This window comes from Pectobacterium hainanensis, from assembly GCF_046237015.1.
Lineage (GTDB): Bacteria > Pseudomonadota > Gammaproteobacteria > Enterobacterales > Enterobacteriaceae > JBJYIN01.
The window spans coordinates 147,622-166,296 of sequence record NZ_JBJYIN010000005.1; the positions used below are offsets into that span (position 1 = coordinate 147,622).

General features: G+C 50.2%; 10 protein-coding genes and 3 CRISPR repeat arrays (1 of these 13 only partly in view). Of the genes, 6 read left to right on the top strand and 4 right to left on the bottom strand.

All coding sequences use genetic code 11. From position 1 onward, the window contains the following. Positions 1-839: a CRISPR direct-repeat array (repeat unit 28 nt; unit sequence TTTCTAAGCTGCCTATACGGCAGTGAAC) (it extends 572 nt beyond the left edge of the window). A 297-nt stretch (positions 840-1,136) separates the two neighbouring features. The 6 genes from cas1f to cas6f are packed head-to-tail and all read left to right on the top strand — an operon-like array spanning position 1,137 to position 9,285. Next, complete coding sequence (cas1f, locus tag ACKPVM_RS06920; RefSeq protein WP_409308068.1) at positions 1,137-2,117, top strand: type I-F CRISPR-associated endonuclease Cas1f; 981 nt, start codon at positions 1,137-1,139, stop codon at positions 2,115-2,117. Continuing rightward, positions 2,114-5,410: a type I-F CRISPR-associated helicase Cas3f gene (gene cas3f / locus ACKPVM_RS06925; protein ID WP_409308070.1), complete on the top strand. Its 3,297-nt coding sequence runs from the start codon at positions 2,114-2,116 to the stop codon at positions 5,408-5,410. The genes cas1f and cas3f overlap by 4 nt, the downstream gene beginning before the upstream one ends. Before the next feature lie 23 nt (positions 5,411-5,433). Beyond that, on the top strand, positions 5,434-6,768 hold the full coding sequence (gene csy1, locus ACKPVM_RS06930; RefSeq protein WP_409308071.1) for a type I-F CRISPR-associated protein Csy1: 1,335 nt from the start codon (positions 5,434-5,436) through the stop codon (positions 6,766-6,768). Further along, positions 6,765-7,697, top strand: coding sequence for a type I-F CRISPR-associated protein Csy2 (gene csy2, locus ACKPVM_RS06935; protein WP_409308073.1), 933 nt, complete (start codon positions 6,765-6,767; stop codon positions 7,695-7,697). Before csy1 ends, csy2 begins: the two co-directional genes overlap by 4 nt. Positions 7,698-7,710: 13 nt before the next feature. Further along, on the top strand, positions 7,711-8,721 hold the full coding sequence (gene csy3, locus ACKPVM_RS06940; RefSeq protein WP_409308075.1) for a type I-F CRISPR-associated protein Csy3: 1,011 nt from the start codon (positions 7,711-7,713) through the stop codon (positions 8,719-8,721). Between the two features lie 9 nt (positions 8,722-8,730). After that, on the top strand, positions 8,731-9,285 hold the full coding sequence (cas6f, locus tag ACKPVM_RS06945) for a type I-F CRISPR-associated endoribonuclease Cas6/Csy4 (protein ID WP_409308076.1): 555 nt from the start codon (positions 8,731-8,733) through the stop codon (positions 9,283-9,285). Positions 9,286-9,414: 129 nt separating this feature from the next. Further along, a CRISPR array of direct repeats spans positions 9,415-11,125; the repeat unit is 28 nt; unit sequence GTTCACTGCCGTATAGGCAGCTTAGAAA. 67 nt (positions 11,126-11,192) lie between these two features. Here cas6f and ACKPVM_RS06950 read toward each other — a convergent pair. The 4 genes from ACKPVM_RS06950 to uvrA form a co-directional block, all read right to left on the bottom strand. Beyond that, the gene (locus ACKPVM_RS06950; RefSeq protein WP_409308245.1) at positions 11,193-11,594 is read right to left on the bottom strand and encodes a type II toxin-antitoxin system VapC family toxin; all 402 of its coding nucleotides are present in this window, start codon (positions 11,592-11,594) and stop codon (positions 11,193-11,195) included. Positions 11,595-11,605: 11 nt separating this feature from the next. Then, entirely contained in the window at positions 11,606-11,833 is a 228-nt protein-coding gene (gene vapB / locus ACKPVM_RS06955; RefSeq protein ID WP_409308078.1) for a type II toxin-antitoxin system VapB family antitoxin, read from the bottom strand. A gap of 301 nt (positions 11,834-12,134) precedes the next feature. Continuing rightward, a CRISPR array of direct repeats spans positions 12,135-12,942; the repeat unit is 28 nt; unit sequence GTTCACTGCCGTATAGGCAGCTTAGAAA. A gap of 205 nt (positions 12,943-13,147) precedes the next feature. Then, positions 13,148-14,812 (bottom strand): methyl-accepting chemotaxis protein, encoded by a 1,665-nt coding sequence (locus tag ACKPVM_RS06960; RefSeq protein ID WP_409308079.1) that lies wholly within the window; start codon positions 14,810-14,812, stop codon positions 13,148-13,150. Positions 14,813-15,613: 801 nt separating this feature from the next. Beyond that, entirely contained in the window at positions 15,614-18,445 is a 2,832-nt protein-coding gene (gene uvrA / locus ACKPVM_RS06965) for an excinuclease ABC subunit UvrA (protein ID WP_409308080.1), read from the bottom strand. Between the last annotated feature and the right edge of the window lie 230 nt (positions 18,446-18,675).

Here is an 18,675-nt window from a genome sequence, read left to right on the forward strand (position 1 = left end):
TTAGGGAAATAGAATTGCTGCACGTTGTATTTCTAAGCTGCCTATACGGCAGTGAACAAATTGACGATGTTCCGGTTTCGGCTAAAAGATTTCTAAGCTGCCTATACGGCAGTGAACGAAAGTGATTTTCGTGACGGTATCCGGCTTGATTTCTAAGCTGCCTATACGGCAGTGAACGCGGCGGCGGCTGTCTGAAGGTTGACGTTATATTTCTAAGCTGCCTATACGGCAGTGAACTGATGCAATACTAGAGGAATCCAGCGAGCTGATTTCTAAGCTGCCTATACGGCAGTGAACGCAATGATCGGCGCGGCTGGTGTCGCCGGAACTTTCTAAGCTGCCTATACGGCAGTGAACCCTTTTCCTGTAGCTTCGGTAATTCCTGTTCGTTTTCTAAGCTGCCTATACGGCAGTGAACTTTACTGTGCGTCAATAGGATTAAAGCGGCGATTTCTAAGCTGCCTATACGGCAGTGAACTACGAAGGTTATCGGCGCTCGGCAAACCGGATTTTCTAAGCTGCCTATACGGCAGTGAACCGATTACGCCATTATTTAACGACTGTTCAAATCTTTCTAAGCTGCCTATACGGCAGTGAACTAATTCCTCCGCCAACCACATCGACACCCGCTTTTCTAAGCTGCCTATACGGCAGTGAACGGGTTAGCGAGAGCCGTAAAAATGCGGCAAGTTTTCTAAGCTGCCTATACGGCAGTGAACTCAACACTTTTGGTCAGCGACCGCGCAGTACTTTTCTAAGCTGCCTATACGGCAGTGAACTTGCTATACCCTGCGCGAATGGCGGCCTTTGTTTTCTAAGCTGCCTATACGGCAGTGAACCTGTAGCCCGATCACTCTAACGATTTGTTTTCTTAGTAGCAATTGCCGTTTTTGCCGTAAAAACCCTTTTTTCCAGCCTATCTGTAACTCATTGATTGTTAAGCCTGTGAAATAAACCAAATAAAAAGGGTCTGAGTTTGGGTAATATTTCTTACGGTCACCATTTTTTAAGAATATTTGTGATAGGCTGATTCTCGTTAGTTTTCTGAAGATTATATTTTTATTTATTAAATAGTTAGCCTGCGATTAATTTCGCTGGCGTCAACGCCTATTATCGTTCGCAGCAGAAAATACATTATGGATAACGTCTTTAGCCCTTCGGACTTAAAAACTATTCTGCATTCCAAACGTGCCAATGTTTATTACCTCCAGCATTGTCGTATTCTCGTTAATGGTGGCCGTGTCGAATATGTCACGGAAGAAGGGAATCAGTCTTTGTACTGGAATATCCCCATCGCCAATACCAGCGTGGTGATGTTGGGAACCGGCACTTCGGTTACGCAGGCGGCGATGCGGGAATTTGCCAGAGCAGGTGTAATGGTCGGTTTTTGTGGCGGCGGCGGTACTCCGCTGTTCGCTGCTAACGAAGCAGAAATCGCAGTGTCCTGGCTATCGCCACAGAGCGAATATCGGCCAACCGAATATTTACAGGATTGGGTGAGCTTTTGGTTCGATGACGAGAAAAGGCTGGCCGCTGCCATCGCTTTCCAGCAGGTGCGGATAGCGCAGATTCGTCAGCACTGGCTGGGTTCCCGTCTGTCCCGCGAATCCCGCTTTACCTTTAAGGCCGACCATCTTCAGGCACTTCTTGATCGCTATGAAAAAGGGCTAACCGACTGCCACACCAGCAATGACGTGCTGGTACAAGAAGCGATGATGACCAAAGCCCTGTATAGACTGGCCGCCAATGCCGTGAGCTATGGCGACTTTACTCGCGCCAAACGCGGCGGCGGTACCGATCTAGCTAACCGTTTTCTCGATCACGGCAACTACTTAGCTTATGGACTGGCTGCCGTCTCGACGTGGGTTCTGGGTCTGCCGCACGGATTAGCCGTGTTGCATGGTAAAACGCGTCGTGGCGGGCTGGTATTCGACGTCGCCGATTTAATTAAGGACGCACTCGTACTGCCGCAGGCGTTTATTGCCGCAATGGAAGGCGAAGAGGAACAAGAATTTCGTCAGCGCTGCCTGACCGCGTTCCAACAATCCGAGGCGCTGGATGTGATGATCGGTAGTTTGCAGGATGTCGCCAGCAACCTGAGTCAGGTAGCTCGATGAACATTCTGCTGATTTCTGAATGTAATAAGCGCGCGCTGGTCGAAACCCGCCGAGTACTGGACCAGTTTGCCGAGCGCAAGGGCGAACGTACGTGGCAAACCGCCATCACGCAGGAAGGGCTGAACACACTACGCAAGCTGTTGCGCAAAACGGCGCGGCGTAATACGGCCGTCGCCTGTCACTGGGTTCGCAGTGCAAACCACACAGAACTACTGTGGATCGTCGGCAATCTACGGCGTTTTAATGCCCAAGGGAGCGTGCCAACCAACACCACCAGCCGGGATGTTTTGCGCTCGAAAGATGAAAACCCGTGGCACAGCGCCGAGGTGTTTAGCCTGCTGGCGGCCATTGCTGGGTTATTTCACGATATCGGCAAGGCCAACGCGTTATTTCAGGCGGGCCTGAGCGGCGCGGGCCCGCGCAGTCAACCGTATCGGCACGAGTGGATATCACTGCGACTATTTCAGGCCTTCGTGGGAGAGCAAGATGACAAAAGTTGGCTAGCCACGCTCAGTACAATCACTCCTGAAGCGGAAACCGCACTGCTGGCAGAGTTGCAACAGGATAAGCCAACGTTAAGCGATAGCCCATTTCTCTCCTTGCCGCCACTAGCGCAAACCGTCGCCTGGCTCATTGTTTCTCACCACCGTTTGCCGGTATTTAATGAGTTCTCACAGCTCGCACCAAACAGCATCAAGCCACAGTTAAGTTTCGTGGAAACATGGTTAACCAAGCATCTTTCTCCGCAATGGAATGCACTCAACCACTGCAAGACCGACTGGATGCCGTCTGAACAAGAGCAAAACTGGCAGTTTCCGCATGGCACGCCGCTGCGCAGCAAGGTCTGGCGCGAGAAGGCGAAAAAATTTGCAAGCCGCGCACGGAAGTTGCCTTCATTCATGCATTTCAGCCAATTAGATCAACGGTTGACCGTGCATCTGGCTCGTCTCGCACTCATGCTGGCGGACCACCATTATTCAGCAGGCGATCCAACGGTTGGCTGGCAGGATCCCGCTTATCGGGTTTGGGCTAATACCGATTTCAAGACAAAGGAATATAAACAGAAGCTGGACGAACACTGCGTCGGCGTCGGGCAAAATGCCCTACTGCTGGGACGCAGCTTGCCGCACCTACGTGACACCCTCCCAGCCATCACCCGTCACAAAGGGTTTCGGCAACGTAGCACGCACCCGCGCTTTCGCTGGCAAGATCGCGCATTCGACCTTGCTTGTTCTATTCGTGAATCCAGCAAACAGCACGGTTTCTTTGGCGTCAACATGGCATCGACGGGTCGAGGGAAAACCTTCGCTAACGCTCGAATCATGTATGGCCTGTCGGACGAATCCATCGGCTGTCGCTTCTCCGTTGCGTTAGGGTTACGAACGCTGACGTTGCAAACGGGTGATGCGCTACGGCAGCGCCTAATGCTGGAAGAAGACGACTTAGCAGTGCTGATTGGCTCACAAGCTGTACAAGACCTCCATGAAATGCGCAATGAAAATGAACAGCGCGAGAAGAATACACCGCAGACAGGCAGTGAATCCGCCGCTCCACTGTTCTCTGAACATCAATATGTTCGTTACGACGGATCGCTGGATGATGGTCGGCTAAAAACATGGCTAGAACGTAGCCCCACCCTGCATCAATTACTGAGTGCGCCCGTGCTGGTGACCACTATCGACCACCTGATGCCCGCCACCGAAGGGCTGCGCGGCGGCCACCAAATTGCCCCGATGCTACGTCTCTTGACCTCCGATCTGGTGCTGGATGAGCCGGATGATTTTGGTCTGGAAGACTTGCCCGCGCTGTGTCGTTTGGTTAACTGGGCGGGTATGTTAGGTTCACGCGTGTTGCTTTCTTCAGCCACATTACCACCGGCGTTAATTCGTGCGCTGTTCGGTGCCTATCTTGATGGCCGTGCCGCCTGGCAACAGGCTTACGGCACGCCGAATACGCCATTGAATGTGTGCTGCGGCTGGTTTGATGAATTTGACTGTCAGCATGAGCAATACGGCGACGTGAAAAATTTCATGACCAAACACGATGCGTTCGTGCAGCAGCGGCTGAAAAATCTGACGAAAGATGAACTCCCGCTACGCTTCGCCACTATCGTGCCGATAAGCAGCCCCAGCAAAAATGCGGACGATGTGCATTTGGCCGTCGCGCAGGCCATCCATCCACGGGCGCTCGATTTACATTCCCAACACCACCAACAGCATGAGAACAGCAAAACCGTTTCACTCGGGTTGGTTAGAATGGCGAATATCAACCCGCTGATTGCCGTCGCTCGTCAATTGCTTGCTCTGCCCTCGCCGCCGGATACCTGTATTCACTACTGCGTTTATCACAGTCAGCACCCGTTAGCGATGCGATCCTATATTGAGCAACGGCTCGATGCCGCACTGATGCGTAGCGACGCCAATGCGCTGTGGCAGGTAACAGAAATTCGTCAGGCGATAGAAAACGCACCGCAGCAGCATCATATCTTTGTGGTGTTAGCGACCTCGGTCGCCGAAGTCGGCAGAGATCATGATTACGACTGGGCAATAGTCGAACCTAGCTCAATGCGTTCGCTTATCCAGCTTGCCGGACGCATATTACGCCATCGGCAGGATGAGCAGCACGTACCTAAAACCCCCAATATCTATCTACTTAGCCACAATATTCGTGCGCTGAGAGGAGAAGACGTCGCGTACTGTCAACCCGGTTTTGAATCGAAAAATGACCGGCTGGATGCGCACGACCTTCGTCAGCTATTGCAAGAGAAGGACTATCGCCACCTCAGTGCCGCCCCGCGTATTGTGCAGCCTGCCGCCTTCACCAAACCGTTTTCACTGGTAGCGTTAGAACACGCGGTATTAGGAAAAACGCTGTTTGGCCTCACCAATCAAAAGCTCGATGACCTGAAACGCCCGCCCGCTGCATTCTGGTGGCGAGCACATCCGCACTGGAATGGCGAACTTCAACGGCGCACACCGTTTCGTCAATCGGCGAAAGATGAAGCGTACACTCTGTGGATCGCTGATGACGACGAAGAACCCGTTTTCATGGTGCAGGACGATGGCCCCAGTGGCTGGAAGCAAAGCGATGTGATCCGCCCTACTTCGCTGCACATGGCAGAGGGCGTTTGTGCCTGGATCAATCCTGACTACCACGCGTTGTATCAACGACTGGCGGAGGAAAAACAGTGGGAACTAAGCTGGGTCAGTGCTCGCTTTGGCGAAATCCGCCTGCGGGAAGATGAGAAAAAAGACTGGCTCTGGCACCCGCTGTTAGGGGTGTTTGCACAATGACAAAAATAACAACAGGAGGAGGAATGGAAGAAAACAGGCTGACACAGTTCATCGTGTCCTACATCAGCACCCGAAAGCAGGCCAAACTGGATGCGTTCGATAAAGAGGCAGAGAAGAAACGCGCGGCGCTCAGCGGTGAAGCGTTAGCCGCAGAGGAATTGGAGCTGGCCGAGAAGCGGCGAGAGATCGAGAAAAAACATGAGGTTCGCGCTTGGTTAACCGATGCCGCCAGCCGCGCCGGACAAATCAGTCTGGTCACCCACGCCTTGAAATTTACCCACAGTGATGCCAAAGGCAGCAGCATCTTTAGTGCTGAAACGGTAGCAGATTCCAAAACACTTTCCACCGCGACGCTGGCACAACCCGCTATTGATGCCGTCGGCAACGCGGCCGCCCTTGATGTCGCCAAGTTGCTACAGACCGAACACGAAGGTGATTCGCTGGTCGCTGCCTTACAGCACGGCGACCACAGTGCATTAGAAGCGCTGGCAGAAAGCCCCGAACAGCTCATGCAGTGGCTGGCAGGGTTTCAGCAGGTCTTTACCGATCGCCAGCCCAGCTCGCATAAGCTAGCCAAACAGATCTATTTTCCACTCGAAAATGGTGAATACCATCTGCTCAGCCCGCTTTACTCTTCTTCACTCGCTCATGCACTCCACCAGCGGGTTAATGCCGTGCGCTTTGGTGATGAAGCTAAGGATATCCGCAAAGCACGCAAAGATAATCTGTGGCACGACCAGCTTGATATCAGCTATCCCAATCTGGCAGTACAGAATATGGGAGGCACCAAGCCGCAAAATATCTCGTCGCTAAACAGTAGCCGCAGCGGCCGTTCCTATTTGCTCAGTTGCGCACCGCCGCAGTGGAACAGCGTTGAAAAACCACCGCAGCAGCATGAATCTATTTTTCGTCCACGCGGCGAGGTGGACTATCACACCCGAGCGACGTTAACGCAGATGCAGCGCTTTCTGCTCAGCGTCAAAGCGGTGGAAAACAATCGCGACATTCGTCAACAGCGCCTGCGTTACCTCGATCAGCTGATCGATCAGCTCTTCTTCTACGTTACCAGCGTACAAAACTTGCCTTCTGGCTGGAGCACGGAGTCTGAACTGAAACGCGCTCAGCAGCTATGGCTCGATCCCTATCGTGCAAAAACAGATACAGTTTTCCATCGCGAGCGTGAAGCAGGAGACTGGCAACAGGCTGTAGCCTACGATTTTGGCCGCTGGCTGAATCTGCGACTCAAGCATGAAGCATTGATCTTCGGCGAAGTCGAACGCCGTGAATGGTCTACTGCTGCGCTGTTCAAGCGCCGGATGCGTGAAATGGAAAACGCACTGAAAGAGGATCTGGCATGAGTACGTTAATTATTCTGCGTCATATCAAAGTCGAAAACGCCAACGCCATTGCCGGATTGACCTACGGTTTCCCCGCCATTACGCATTTTCTCGGCTTTACCCATGCACTGTCGCGTAAATTACAGTCCAGCCACGGGTTAACGCTGGAAGGTTGTGGCGTGGTGAGCCATCAACACCAGCTACACGCCTACGGTTCTAGCTGGGAACGGAGTTTCGCTCTGACTCGCAACCCATTGACCAAAGAGGCGAAAACCGCTGCCTTCAATGAAGAAGGCCGTATGCACATGACCGTTTCGCTGCTAATCCGCTGCGAGGGACAGATTCCGGCGGATACCACGGCATTGCGTGATTTCCTCACTCAGCAGGCACAGTGCCAGCGGCTGGCGGGCGGCACGATTGTCGATATCGAGCGCGTCACCATTCAGTCATTACCCAGCGACGCAGCGGAAACCCGTAAAGTTATGCGCCGTTTGTTACCTGGCTTTGTACTCAAAGATCGCACATCGCTACTGCATGACCATTTCCAGACGCTACAGCAGGACAATCCGCACGCGGAACTGATCGATGCCTGGCTGGATTTCGCCGCGTTAAAAATGCGGGCAGAGCGTGATCCCAACGGGAGCAATGTACAGTGGCAATACCAGCCCAAACCCGGTGGTGGCGGCTTCCTGATCCCGCTAATGATCGGCTATCGCGCCATTTCGCCGCTTTATGCACCCGGTGAAGTCGATAAAACCCGCGATCCGCACACGCCATTCTGTTTTGCCGAAGCCGCCTACGGCATCGGTGAATGGCAAGGCGCGCACCGCATCAGTGATATCCGCCAGATACTCTGGGAGTACGACTATCAGAACGGCGATTACCACTGCCGCCAATTAGCGGACACCCATTCAGCAGCAGAAGACACTTCCTACGAATTCGATTACTAAAAAGGACGACATCATGGCAAAAGCACCAACAAGTTTAAAAACCGCATCGGTACTGGCTTTTGAACGCAAGCTAGCGAATTCGGACGCAGTAATGTACGCAGGCAACTGGACGCAGCAGGATAACTGGACGCCTATTGCCATTCAGGAGAAATCGGTGCGCGGGACGATCTCCAACCGCCTGAAAAATGCCCTCACCAGCGACCCAGCCAAACTGGATGCAGAAATCCAGAAAGCCAACCTGCAAACCGTAGACGTTGCCGCCCTTCCCTTCGGAGCCGATACCCTGAAAGTCGTGTTTACCCTTCGGGTACTCGGTAATCTGGCACAGCCCTCGGTCTGTAACGATCAGGATTATCAAACCGCGCTGGGTAACATCATCACCGGATACGCTCAGGATCAAGGTTTTGGCACACTGGCGGCACGCTATGCGGAGAACATCGCAAACGGTCGTTTTCTGTGGCGCAACCGCGTCGGGGCGGAAGCCATTCGCGTGGTGGTTACCACAGGTGAGCTGAGTTGGGAATTCAATGGTGAAGACTATTCGCTGCGCCAATTCAGCCAGCCAACGGGTGACCTTGCCGCATTAGCACAGGCGATTGAGCAAGGTCTGGCAGGTGACGCCTCGGCACTTTTTACCGTGGAAGCCTACGTGCAGCTCGGCAACGGGCAGGAGGTCTTCCCTTCTCAGGAACTGGTGCTCGATGAAAAAGCGCGTAACGGCAAGAGCAAGATTCTCTATCAGGTGAATGACGTCGCCGCCATTCACTCGCAGAAAATCGGTAACGCGCTGCGCACCGTTGATGACTGGTATCCCGCCGCCGATGAAGCTGGTCCGATTGCCGTCGAGCCTTACGGTTCCGTGACCAGCCGCGGTAAAGCCTACCGCCAGCCCAAAGATAAAATGGATTTTTACACGCTGTTGGATAACTGGGTGATTAAAGGCGATGTTCCTGCACCGGAGCAGCAGCACTATGTGATCGCCACGCTGATTCGCGGCGGCGTGTTTGGTGAAAAAGGCGAATAAGGTGGCGGTATGGATCACTACATTGATATTCGCGTCCAGCCCGATCCCGAGTTCACTGCCTCGCAGCTCTTGAACGCGCTGTTTGCCAAACTGCACCGGGCGCTCGGACAGGTGGCGGATGGCAAGATTGGGATCAGCTTTCCCCAAGTGGGTAAAACGCTGGGGGAATGCCTGCGGCTACACGGTACAAAAGAGGCGCTCTCTACGCTGGAGCAAACGGCCTGGCTGAAAGGATTGCGGGATTACACGCAGGTTTCTGAGTGTAAAGCCATCCCTGACGGCGTGAAATTTCGCACCGTACGCCGCGTTCAGCTCAAGAGCAGCGCCGAACGGTTACGCCGACGCTCGGTAAAAAAAGGCTGGCTAACGGAAGCGGAAGCCGCAGCACGAATTCCCGATGCGGTGGAAAAACGCAGCGCACTGCCGTTTGTGCAAATCAAAAGCTTGTCCAACGGGCAGATGTTTTTCGTGTTTGTGGAACATGGCCCGCTACAGGACACCTCCGTCGCTGGCCGTTTCTCTTCCTACGGTTTAAGCGCAGAAGCCACCGTTCCGTGGTTCTAACCCTTTTTTAGCGACCAACTGTAACTTATTGATTTTTAATTGCAGTTGGTCGCTTTAATGAAAAAGGGTTTTTCGCCAAAAAAGTCACATTCTCTTTAAAAATCTGGTCGTTAGTGTAAAAACTTAACGGTTCACTGCCGTATAGGCAGCTTAGAAAAGGCGAGGTGATCGGCACAATCAACGAGGGGTGTTCACTGCCGTATAGGCAGCTTAGAAATGCGCTGGGAGAAAGCCAGAGCTATCGAACTGGTTCACTGCCGTATAGGCAGCTTAGAAAGCGACATCTTTTATCCAACGGTCGAAGAGGTAGTTCACTGCCGTATAGGCAGCTTAGAAAACTGCTGCGAGCACTGCGTCAGCAGCGACAACGTTCACTGCCGTATAGGCAGCTTAGAAAATGTTCTTGCCGCTACCGCAGCGCGCAAACATGTTCACTGCCGTATAGGCAGCTTAGAAAATGAAACGGAAATCTATTTCGCTGAAAGAGGGGTTCACTGCCGTATAGGCAGCTTAGAAATCAGGCTCGATTCCTTGCCATGCCACACAAGTGTTCACTGCCGTATAGGCAGCTTAGAAACTAAAGGCACAATATTGGCTTTTCCCAGACCAGTTCACTGCCGTATAGGCAGCTTAGAAATCGCAGACAATCCGCCGCCGTCTGGTAGTTCTGTTCACTGCCGTATAGGCAGCTTAGAAAGCGTCCTGCTGTGAGGTAAAGATACAGATAAAGTTCACTGCCGTATAGGCAGCTTAGAAAGTCAATGGGAGCAGGAAGGAACACCATTCCCTGTTCACTGCCGTATAGGCAGCTTAGAAATTACTCTGTTATCAATTTCAGACTTGATGCACGTTCACTGCCGTATAGGCAGCTTAGAAAATCTCCAAACCCATTAGGGCGTTAGTTAATTTGTTCACTGCCGTATAGGCAGCTTAGAAAATAGCAGCATCGCTTACTGCGTCATAGATACAGTTCACTGCCGTATAGGCAGCTTAGAAATAAACGCTTTACATAAAGCGAGTGGCGCGGAGGTTCACTGCCGTATAGGCAGCTTAGAAAGAACTTGCACGGCGTGAGGGCTGGATTGTCATGTTCACTGCCGTATAGGCAGCTTAGAAAGATGAGCTGGTGGCAAGCTGGGATACGTTCGCGTTCACTGCCGTATAGGCAGCTTAGAAATCTATATCGAGAGCTGACTTTCTGGATATGATGTTCACTGCCGTATAGGCAGCTTAGAAACAATACCAAAATCACCAACGGCCTTCGCATTGGTTCACTGCCGTATAGGCAGCTTAGAAAAATAGCAGTAACATCAGCTTGTTTTATTCCGTGTTCACTGCCGTATAGGCAGCTTAGAAAATGAAACGGAAATCTATTTCGCTGAAAGAGGGGTTCACTGCCGTATAGGCAGCTTAGAAATCAGGCTCGATTCCTTGCCATGCCACACAAGTGTTCACTGCCGTATAGGCAGCTTAGAAACTAAAGGCACAATATTGGCTTTTCCCAGACCAGTTCACTGCCGTATAGGCAGCTTAGAAAGCGTCGTCAAGTAATGCGTTTACGACTGGCGCGTTCACTGCCGTATAGGCAGCTTAGAAAACAACAAGGAATGGGCAAACAAGATGGAAAGCGTTCACTGCCGTATAGGCAGCTTAGAAACACAAAAACGCTATTCCAAAAAAGGGGGGTTCGTTCACTGCCGTATAGGCAGCTTAGAAAGGTACACGGTTCGTGCCGAGATACTGAGGATCTGTTCACTGCCGTATAGGCAGCTTAGAAAAGGGTTTCGCCGTTCTTCAGTGCCGCACTCAATGTTCACTGCCGTATAGGCAGCTTAGAAAAGCTTCGCTGGGCTTCCGGCGGGATAACCCTCGTTCACTGCCGGATAGGCAGATATCACCATCAGCAACTATTTAACCCAATCTTCTAGCGTCAATCCCGGCACGCGTTCAAACTCTCTCAGATTATTGGTAACCAATATAGCCTTAGCGCTGATGGCATGACCGGCGATGGCCGTATCATTTGGGCCAATGGGTGTACCAGCCGCGGCTAATGCAATTTTGATTTTCGTCGTCGCGTCTACCGCTTCGCTATCCCAAGGAAGTACCGCATCGAGTCGACGACAGAAAGCATCAACCAGTTGCATATGGCGTGGCGACGCTTTTTTGCCAACCGCTCCAAAGCGCATTTCGGCGTAAGTGATAGCAGAAACCACAATTCGATCACGTCGTAACGTGCACCGCTGCAACTTATCAATCACTGCCACTGGGTGTTCACGCATAATGAAGGAACAGATATTGGTATCCAGCATGAACAAGCGGTTCACAGTTCGAATCTCCCCTCTTCAATCACATCCTGACGTTCTGTCATAAAGTCAGCGTCAGCGCGTTCTTCTTGTAGGAACGAATGCCAATTGGGCTTCACTGGACGCAGCATGATGGTATCTCCTTCGCGCACGATCTCCAATTCGTTGACACCCTCAAAATCCATATCACGCGGCAAGCGGATAGCACGGTTGTTACCATTTTTAAATACCGAAACAATACGCACGGTGCACCTCCTCCTTCATATAAAATTCAGTCAGCCACTTACTATTTATTATTGCTGGCTAAAACATAAGCTAAGTATAGATATTAATCACTCGATTGTATATCCATAGCATATGCAGATACCCAGCATAGGCTTATCGACGAAAAATAAAATTTTTGCCATACATTAATGACCATTTTTTTACGTATCGTCATAACTCATTGATTTTTAATTTCTATTATCTACCATGATAAAAAAGGGGGGTTCGTGAAAAATCGTTTATTTCCTTTCAGAATTAGGTAATTACCGTAAACTGTGAACGGTTCACTGCCGCATAGGCAGCTTAGAAAATTGTGCGCACGCTGGGTGATGCTGATGACGTGTTCACTGCCGCATAGGCAGCTTAGAAAAATATTTTCACTGACAGAAACGATCGCACTATGTTCACTGCCGCATAGGCAGCTTAGAAAACGCCGGAAGGGTTCAAGTTCGTTTACCAGCAGTTCACTGCCGCATAGGCAGCTTAGAAAAACTCGAAATAGCTCAACTGCGTAAAGAAGTTGTTCACTGCCGCATAGGCAGCTTAGAAAAGCAGATGCACACTGCTGGCGTCACCCTCACCGTTCACTGCCGCATAGGCAGCTTAGAAAGTTCCAACTCCTTAATCAAAATTTTCGCCATCGTTCACTGCCGCATAGGCAGCTTAGAAATTCGTACCTCCCACAGAGTAGGAAGTGGTGACGTTCACTGCCGCATAGGCAGCTTAGAAAAGATTGCGCGAGCAAATTGATGAAGCCATGCTGTTCACTGCCGCATAGGCAGCTTAGAAATGCTGCTTCATCTGTAGTAGTGAATGAGCCATGTTCACTGCCGCATAGGCAGCTTAGAAAAGATCAGCAGCATCGAGCCTTTGCTGTTACCTGTTCACTGCCGCATAGGCAGCTTAGAAATCGGACGAACTCATAGAGCGTCACCGGACGGCGTTCACTGCCGTATAGGCAGCTTAGAAATATCTGAAATTGTTCCAGTTGTCAGCGCCCGAGTTCACTGCCGCATAGGCAGCTTAGAAATGACAGAACATATCCATTGCGTCGGCCATTTCGTTCACTGCCGTACAGGCAGCATACAAGCGCTGGATGAGTACATAACAAAGTCCAACGCATTACCAATCAGTGATAGTTATCCCGGTAATCAAGTTGACTCAACCGGATAGCTTTTCCATAGCGACGGCAAAGCCCGGTGCTAGCACCGGGATGCCTCGTAAAATAATCCCCATTCAGTAGCTGGCGAAATAATCAGTCTCGCGCTTTCTCCTGATCATTTCGTTTAACTTCATCAGAACGAGGTCCAGTCTTGCGTATGCGTCGCTGTTTTACCCACCACCGTCGCAGGGACTAGTGTTCTATTGGCCGGTAGCACCAGCGTTTCCCGCGACGGGTCAACTCCCGCAGGGTTACCACCCAATTTAAAGGCGTTAACCGTTTGCGTTAATGATGACGCCTGAGACTGCAATGACAATGCCGCTGCCGCAGATTCTTCTACCAGTGCCGCATTTTGTTGTGTCGTGGTATCTATCTGCCCGACCGCCAGATTGATCTGGTTTACACCATCACTCTGCTCACGGCTCGCCTGTGCAATTTCGCTGATAATAGCGTTCACATCCTGTACATACACGGCCAAACCGTTCATGGTTTCTTCTGCCGTATCCACTAACCCCATACCGTCATGGATCTTGTGAACAGAATCATCAATCAGCTCTTTAATCTCTTTCGCCGCGGTTGCACTTCGTTGAGCCAGAGAACGAACTTCAGATGCAACCACTGCGAATCCACGCCCTTGTTCACCAGCTCGGGCCGCTTCTACTGCGGCATTCAATGCCAGGATGTTGGTCTGGAAAGCGATACTGTCGATCACACCAATAATTTCCGCCATACGCTCTGAAGAATCACGAATACCCCGCATTCTGTGCGTTACCGATGACATAACTTCACCGCTACGTTTCGCCGTCTCCGAGGCCTTATTCGCAATCTCCGTCGCTTGAAGCGTGTTATCCGCTGTATTCTTGATAGTGGATGTCAGTTCTTCCATAGAAGACGCCGTCTGCTCTAGCGAGCTAGCCTGTTCTTCTGTGCGAGCGGATAAATCCTGATTGCCTGCGGCAATCTGGGAAGCTGCTGTCGCAATGGTCTCTGCTCCATCACGCACCTGGCTGACAATATTACGCAAACTGCTATTCATCTGATCCAGCGACATCAGCAACAAGCCCGTTTCATCTCTTTTCGTCGTATTAATAACGGAAGTCAGATCGCCTTTCGCCACTTTATCAGCGACAGCCAGAGCTTCTTGAATCGGTTGCGTGACGCTCCGGGTAATGAACCAGGCAATAAGCACACCGGCAAAAGCACCCAGTGCTAAAATGCCCAACAAAATATTACGTATCTCAATATACGTTTCCGCCATCGTATCAACAGAAACGTTCATTAATTCATTCTGATAGCCCACAACTTTGCGCACACTTTCACGATATTCCCGCTGAATAACATTCATGTTATTAGCAAATTCCTCTACCGCTGCGGGCCGATCGCCAATCTTAATCAGGCTGATCATTTTGTCACCGGAAGCAATATATTGAGAACGATGACGCGTTACTTCAACCAGCGCTTTTTGTGATTTTTCATCACTCAAACCTTTGCTCAATGAATCAAGCAGCGTGCTGATATCTTTTCTAAAAGCATTAATCATATCGAGCGTACTGTTGATCTGTTCGGGATTTGTCACCAGTAAGAGCCTCTGGTAAGCCACCAAACTGCTATTCACATCATCAATCAACTGGTTGGCATCCACCGTATGTGGATAAACATCGTTAACGATATCACTGGCGCTATCCTGAAAACTGGATAACTTACTGATGGAAAGCAGGCTGACGATAAAAAGCATTAACACTAAAAAGGCAAACCCTGAGCCCAAACGATAGCCAATTTTTAAATTATATATATGCATTACCGATCCCTTTATTTACCGCATGTTTAATGTAAATCCCAAACAAATACCCCGCCGATAGAAAAACCGGAGAAAAAGGATATTTTCCATGATGCTCACCAGATAAAAAAACGCGACCAAACGTACACCGACCTCCAGACAGTGGATTTTCAGAGACGGGAAATAATATTCATGGTTGAACATTACCGTAATATTTATAAGCGTACAGATCGGACTCAAGTAAGCACTAAAATAACGCGCCACCAGATTGTACGGTCTCTTTTTATTTATCCTATTGACGGTAATGATCAGGCGCCAATATTTTCTATTCCCAGTGATACAACCCCTAATCGTTAGGTATTTATCGGCAGGCTAAGTAAGAGCTTTATACCATTGATCGTTTAAATCATTCAAAAGTAAACAAATAATAGATGAAAACTATCAAAAAACAATAATCGATCGGCAAAATCACTATTTATAGGTAAAATAAGATGACGACAAAAATAGTAACGTCAACCAATAATGAATTATTCTAAAAGGAAAGAAGACTCAATTAAATCGATCAAAAAACAATCAAATTACAATATAATGCTTATCTGCTCTTCATTTCGCTAAAATGAATCTATTTTCATCGACTGAATTAGAACGATCCACCAATATTAATCGAAAGAACTTCCTTCATATACATACCAGTGACACAGTATAGATATTCAATAAGATAAAAAGTGAAGAAAGAATAATGGATAACCCATATTACTAAGGAAGAATGCTACACCATGAGACGAAACGCTCACGGTGTAGATAATTACAGTGCTTTCACCCTTAATTGCGTGCCAACATCGGTTTTAGGAAACGTGCAGTGTGTGATTTTTCACATTCGGCAACCGTTTCCGGCGTCCCGGCAACCAGGATCTCACCGCCGCCACTCCCACCTTCCGGCCCCAGATCGACAATCCAGTCTGCCGTTTTTATGACATCAAGGTTGTGTTCAATGACGACAATGGTGTTTCCCTGATCGCGTAATTGATGCAAAACCTCCAACAGTTGCTGAATGTCGGCAAAATGTAGACCGGTTGTCGGCTCATCAAGAATATAAAGTGTCTGGCCCGTGCCACGTTTCGATAGCTCTCGCGCTAATTTGACCCGCTGTGCTTCACCGCCAGATAACGTCGTGGCCGACTGCCCAAGCCGAATATATGACAAACCGACATCCATCAGCGTTTGTAACTTACGAGCTAAAGCAGGTATCGCATCAAAGAACTCACGTGCTTCCTCTATAGTCATATCCAAGACTTCATGGATACCTTTACCTTTATATTTGATTTCCAGCGTTTCGCGGTTATAGCGCTTCCCTTTACACTGGTCGCACGGAACATAGATATCAGGCAGAAAGTGCATTTCTACCTTGATTACACCATCTCCCTGACAAGCCTCACAACGTCCGCCACGCACATTAAAGCTGAAACGCCCAGGGTTATAGCCACGGGAACGCGCTTCCGGTACGCCCGCGAACAATTCACGGATCGGGGTAAAAATCCCAGTATAGGTCGCCGGGTTGGAGCGTGGCGTGCGCCCTATCGGGCTCTGATCGATATCAATGACCTTATCGAAATGCTCTAGCCCTTGAATTTCACGGTGCGCAGCGGGTTCCGCCAAGGTTGCGCCATTTAACTGACGCTGCGCCAGAGGGAACAACGTGTCATTAATCAGCGTAGATTTACCCGATCCCGACACGCCAGTCACGCAAGTAAAAAGCCCAACAGGCAACGTCAGCGTCACATCTTTTAGATTATTGCCTTTCGCGCCAATCAGTTTCAGTACTTTAGTTGGATCGGCCGGAACACGGTGCTCAGGAACGTCAATTTTGCGCTTACCGCTCAGGAACTGTCCGGTCAATGAGTCAGGGACCGCCATGATTTGAGCCATCGTCCCTTCAGCCACGACCTGCCCACCGTGAACACCCGCGCCCGGCCCAATATCAATCACGTGGTCGGCAGCACGAATCGCGTCTTCATCATGCTCAACGACAATCACGGTATTTCCCAGATTGCGCAAATGAATCAATGTTTCCAGCAGGCGCTCATTATCACGTTGATGTAGCCCGATAGACGGTTCGTCCAGCACATACATCACCCCGACTAAGCCAGCCCCAATCTGGCTAGCCAGACGAATACGTTGTGCCTCGCCACCGGATAACGTTTCCGCCGAACGTGATAGCGACAGATAATTCAGCCCGACATTCACCAGGAATTTCAGTCGATCACCAATTTCTTTCAGCACTTTTTCAGCAATTTGGGCACGTTGTCCACTGAGCTTCATATTCTGGAAGAACGTCATCGCATGTCCGATACTCATATCGGAAATCTGCGGCAGCGTTGTCTGCTCAACGAACACGTTACGTGCCTCTTCACGCAGGCGCGTCCCCCCGCAGCTGGCGCAGGAGCGGTTGCTAATAAATTTTGCCAGCTCTTCGCGCACCGCGGTGGATTCCGTTTCTTTATAACGGCGTTCCATGTTGTGCAGCACACCTTCGAACGGATGACGACGCACTGAGGTGTCACCGCGATCGTTGATGTATTTGAATTCGACGTTCTCTTTACCGGAACCGTACAGAATCACGTTCTGGACTGCTGAATTCAGGCTTTCAAACGGCGCATCAACGTCAAACTTGTAATGATCGGCCAGCGAACGCAGCATCTGAAAGTAGTAGAAATTACGACGATCCCAACCGCGTATTGCTCCTCCCGCGAGTGACAGTTCCGCATTCTGAACCACGCGAGCGGGATCGAAAAACTGTTGGACGCCCAGACCATCGCAGCTTGGGCACGCGCCAGCCGGGTTATTGAACGAAAACATACGAGGTTCCAGCTCATGCATGCTGTAACCACAGATCGGGCAGGCAAAATTCGCCGAAAATAGCAACTCTGGCTGGGTAGGATCGTCCATATTGGCGACAATAGCGCTACCACCGGAAAGTTCCAGCGCCGTCTCAAATGATTCCGCCAGACGCTGAGCCAGATCGTCACGAACTTTAAAACGATCGATGACAACTTCAATCGTGTGCTTTTTCTGTAGCTCCAGCTTGGGCGGATCAGAAAGATCGCACACTTCGCCATCGATACGGGCACGGATATAGCCTTGTGAAGCCAGGTTTTCCAGCGTTTTACTGTGTTCGCCTTTGCGATCTTTCACGATCGGCGCCAGCAGCATCAGGCGTTTACCTTCCGGCTGTGCCAGCACGTTGTCCACCATCTGGCTGACCGTCTGTGCATCCAGCGGCACATTATGCTCTGGACAGCGCGGTTCACCCACGCGTGCAAACAGCAAACGCAGATAGTCATGAATTTCAGTAATCGTCCCGACCGTGGAACGGGGATTATGCGAAGTGGATTTCTGCTCGATAGAGATAGCGGGCGATAGCCCTTCGATATGATCGACGTCCGGCTTTTCCATCAGTGACAAGAACTGACGGGCATAGGCAGAGAGGGATTCCACATAGCGCCGTTGCCCTTCGGCATACAGCGTGTCAAACGCAAGCGATGACTTACCTGAACCCGATAGGCCGGTGATAACAATGAGCTTATCGCGAGGAATTATCAGATTGATATTCTTAAGATTATGGGTACGGGCACCACGAACTTCGATCTTATCCATTCACACATTTCCCGGAATCAATGCAGTTTTTCATCATCTCACTGATGGAGACAACCGGTACGAAACGTGCAATTATGGCACAAACAAGGCTGAATGAATATACAGTGCTTGATCCATTTATTCTGCAAACGCTGCAAGCTTTCCTTTCATTACGCAAGCTATTTCGCAGGTATGCGACAAATGTGTATCATGCTAAAATCGATCGTTTAGACTGTCATAAATTGATTCAT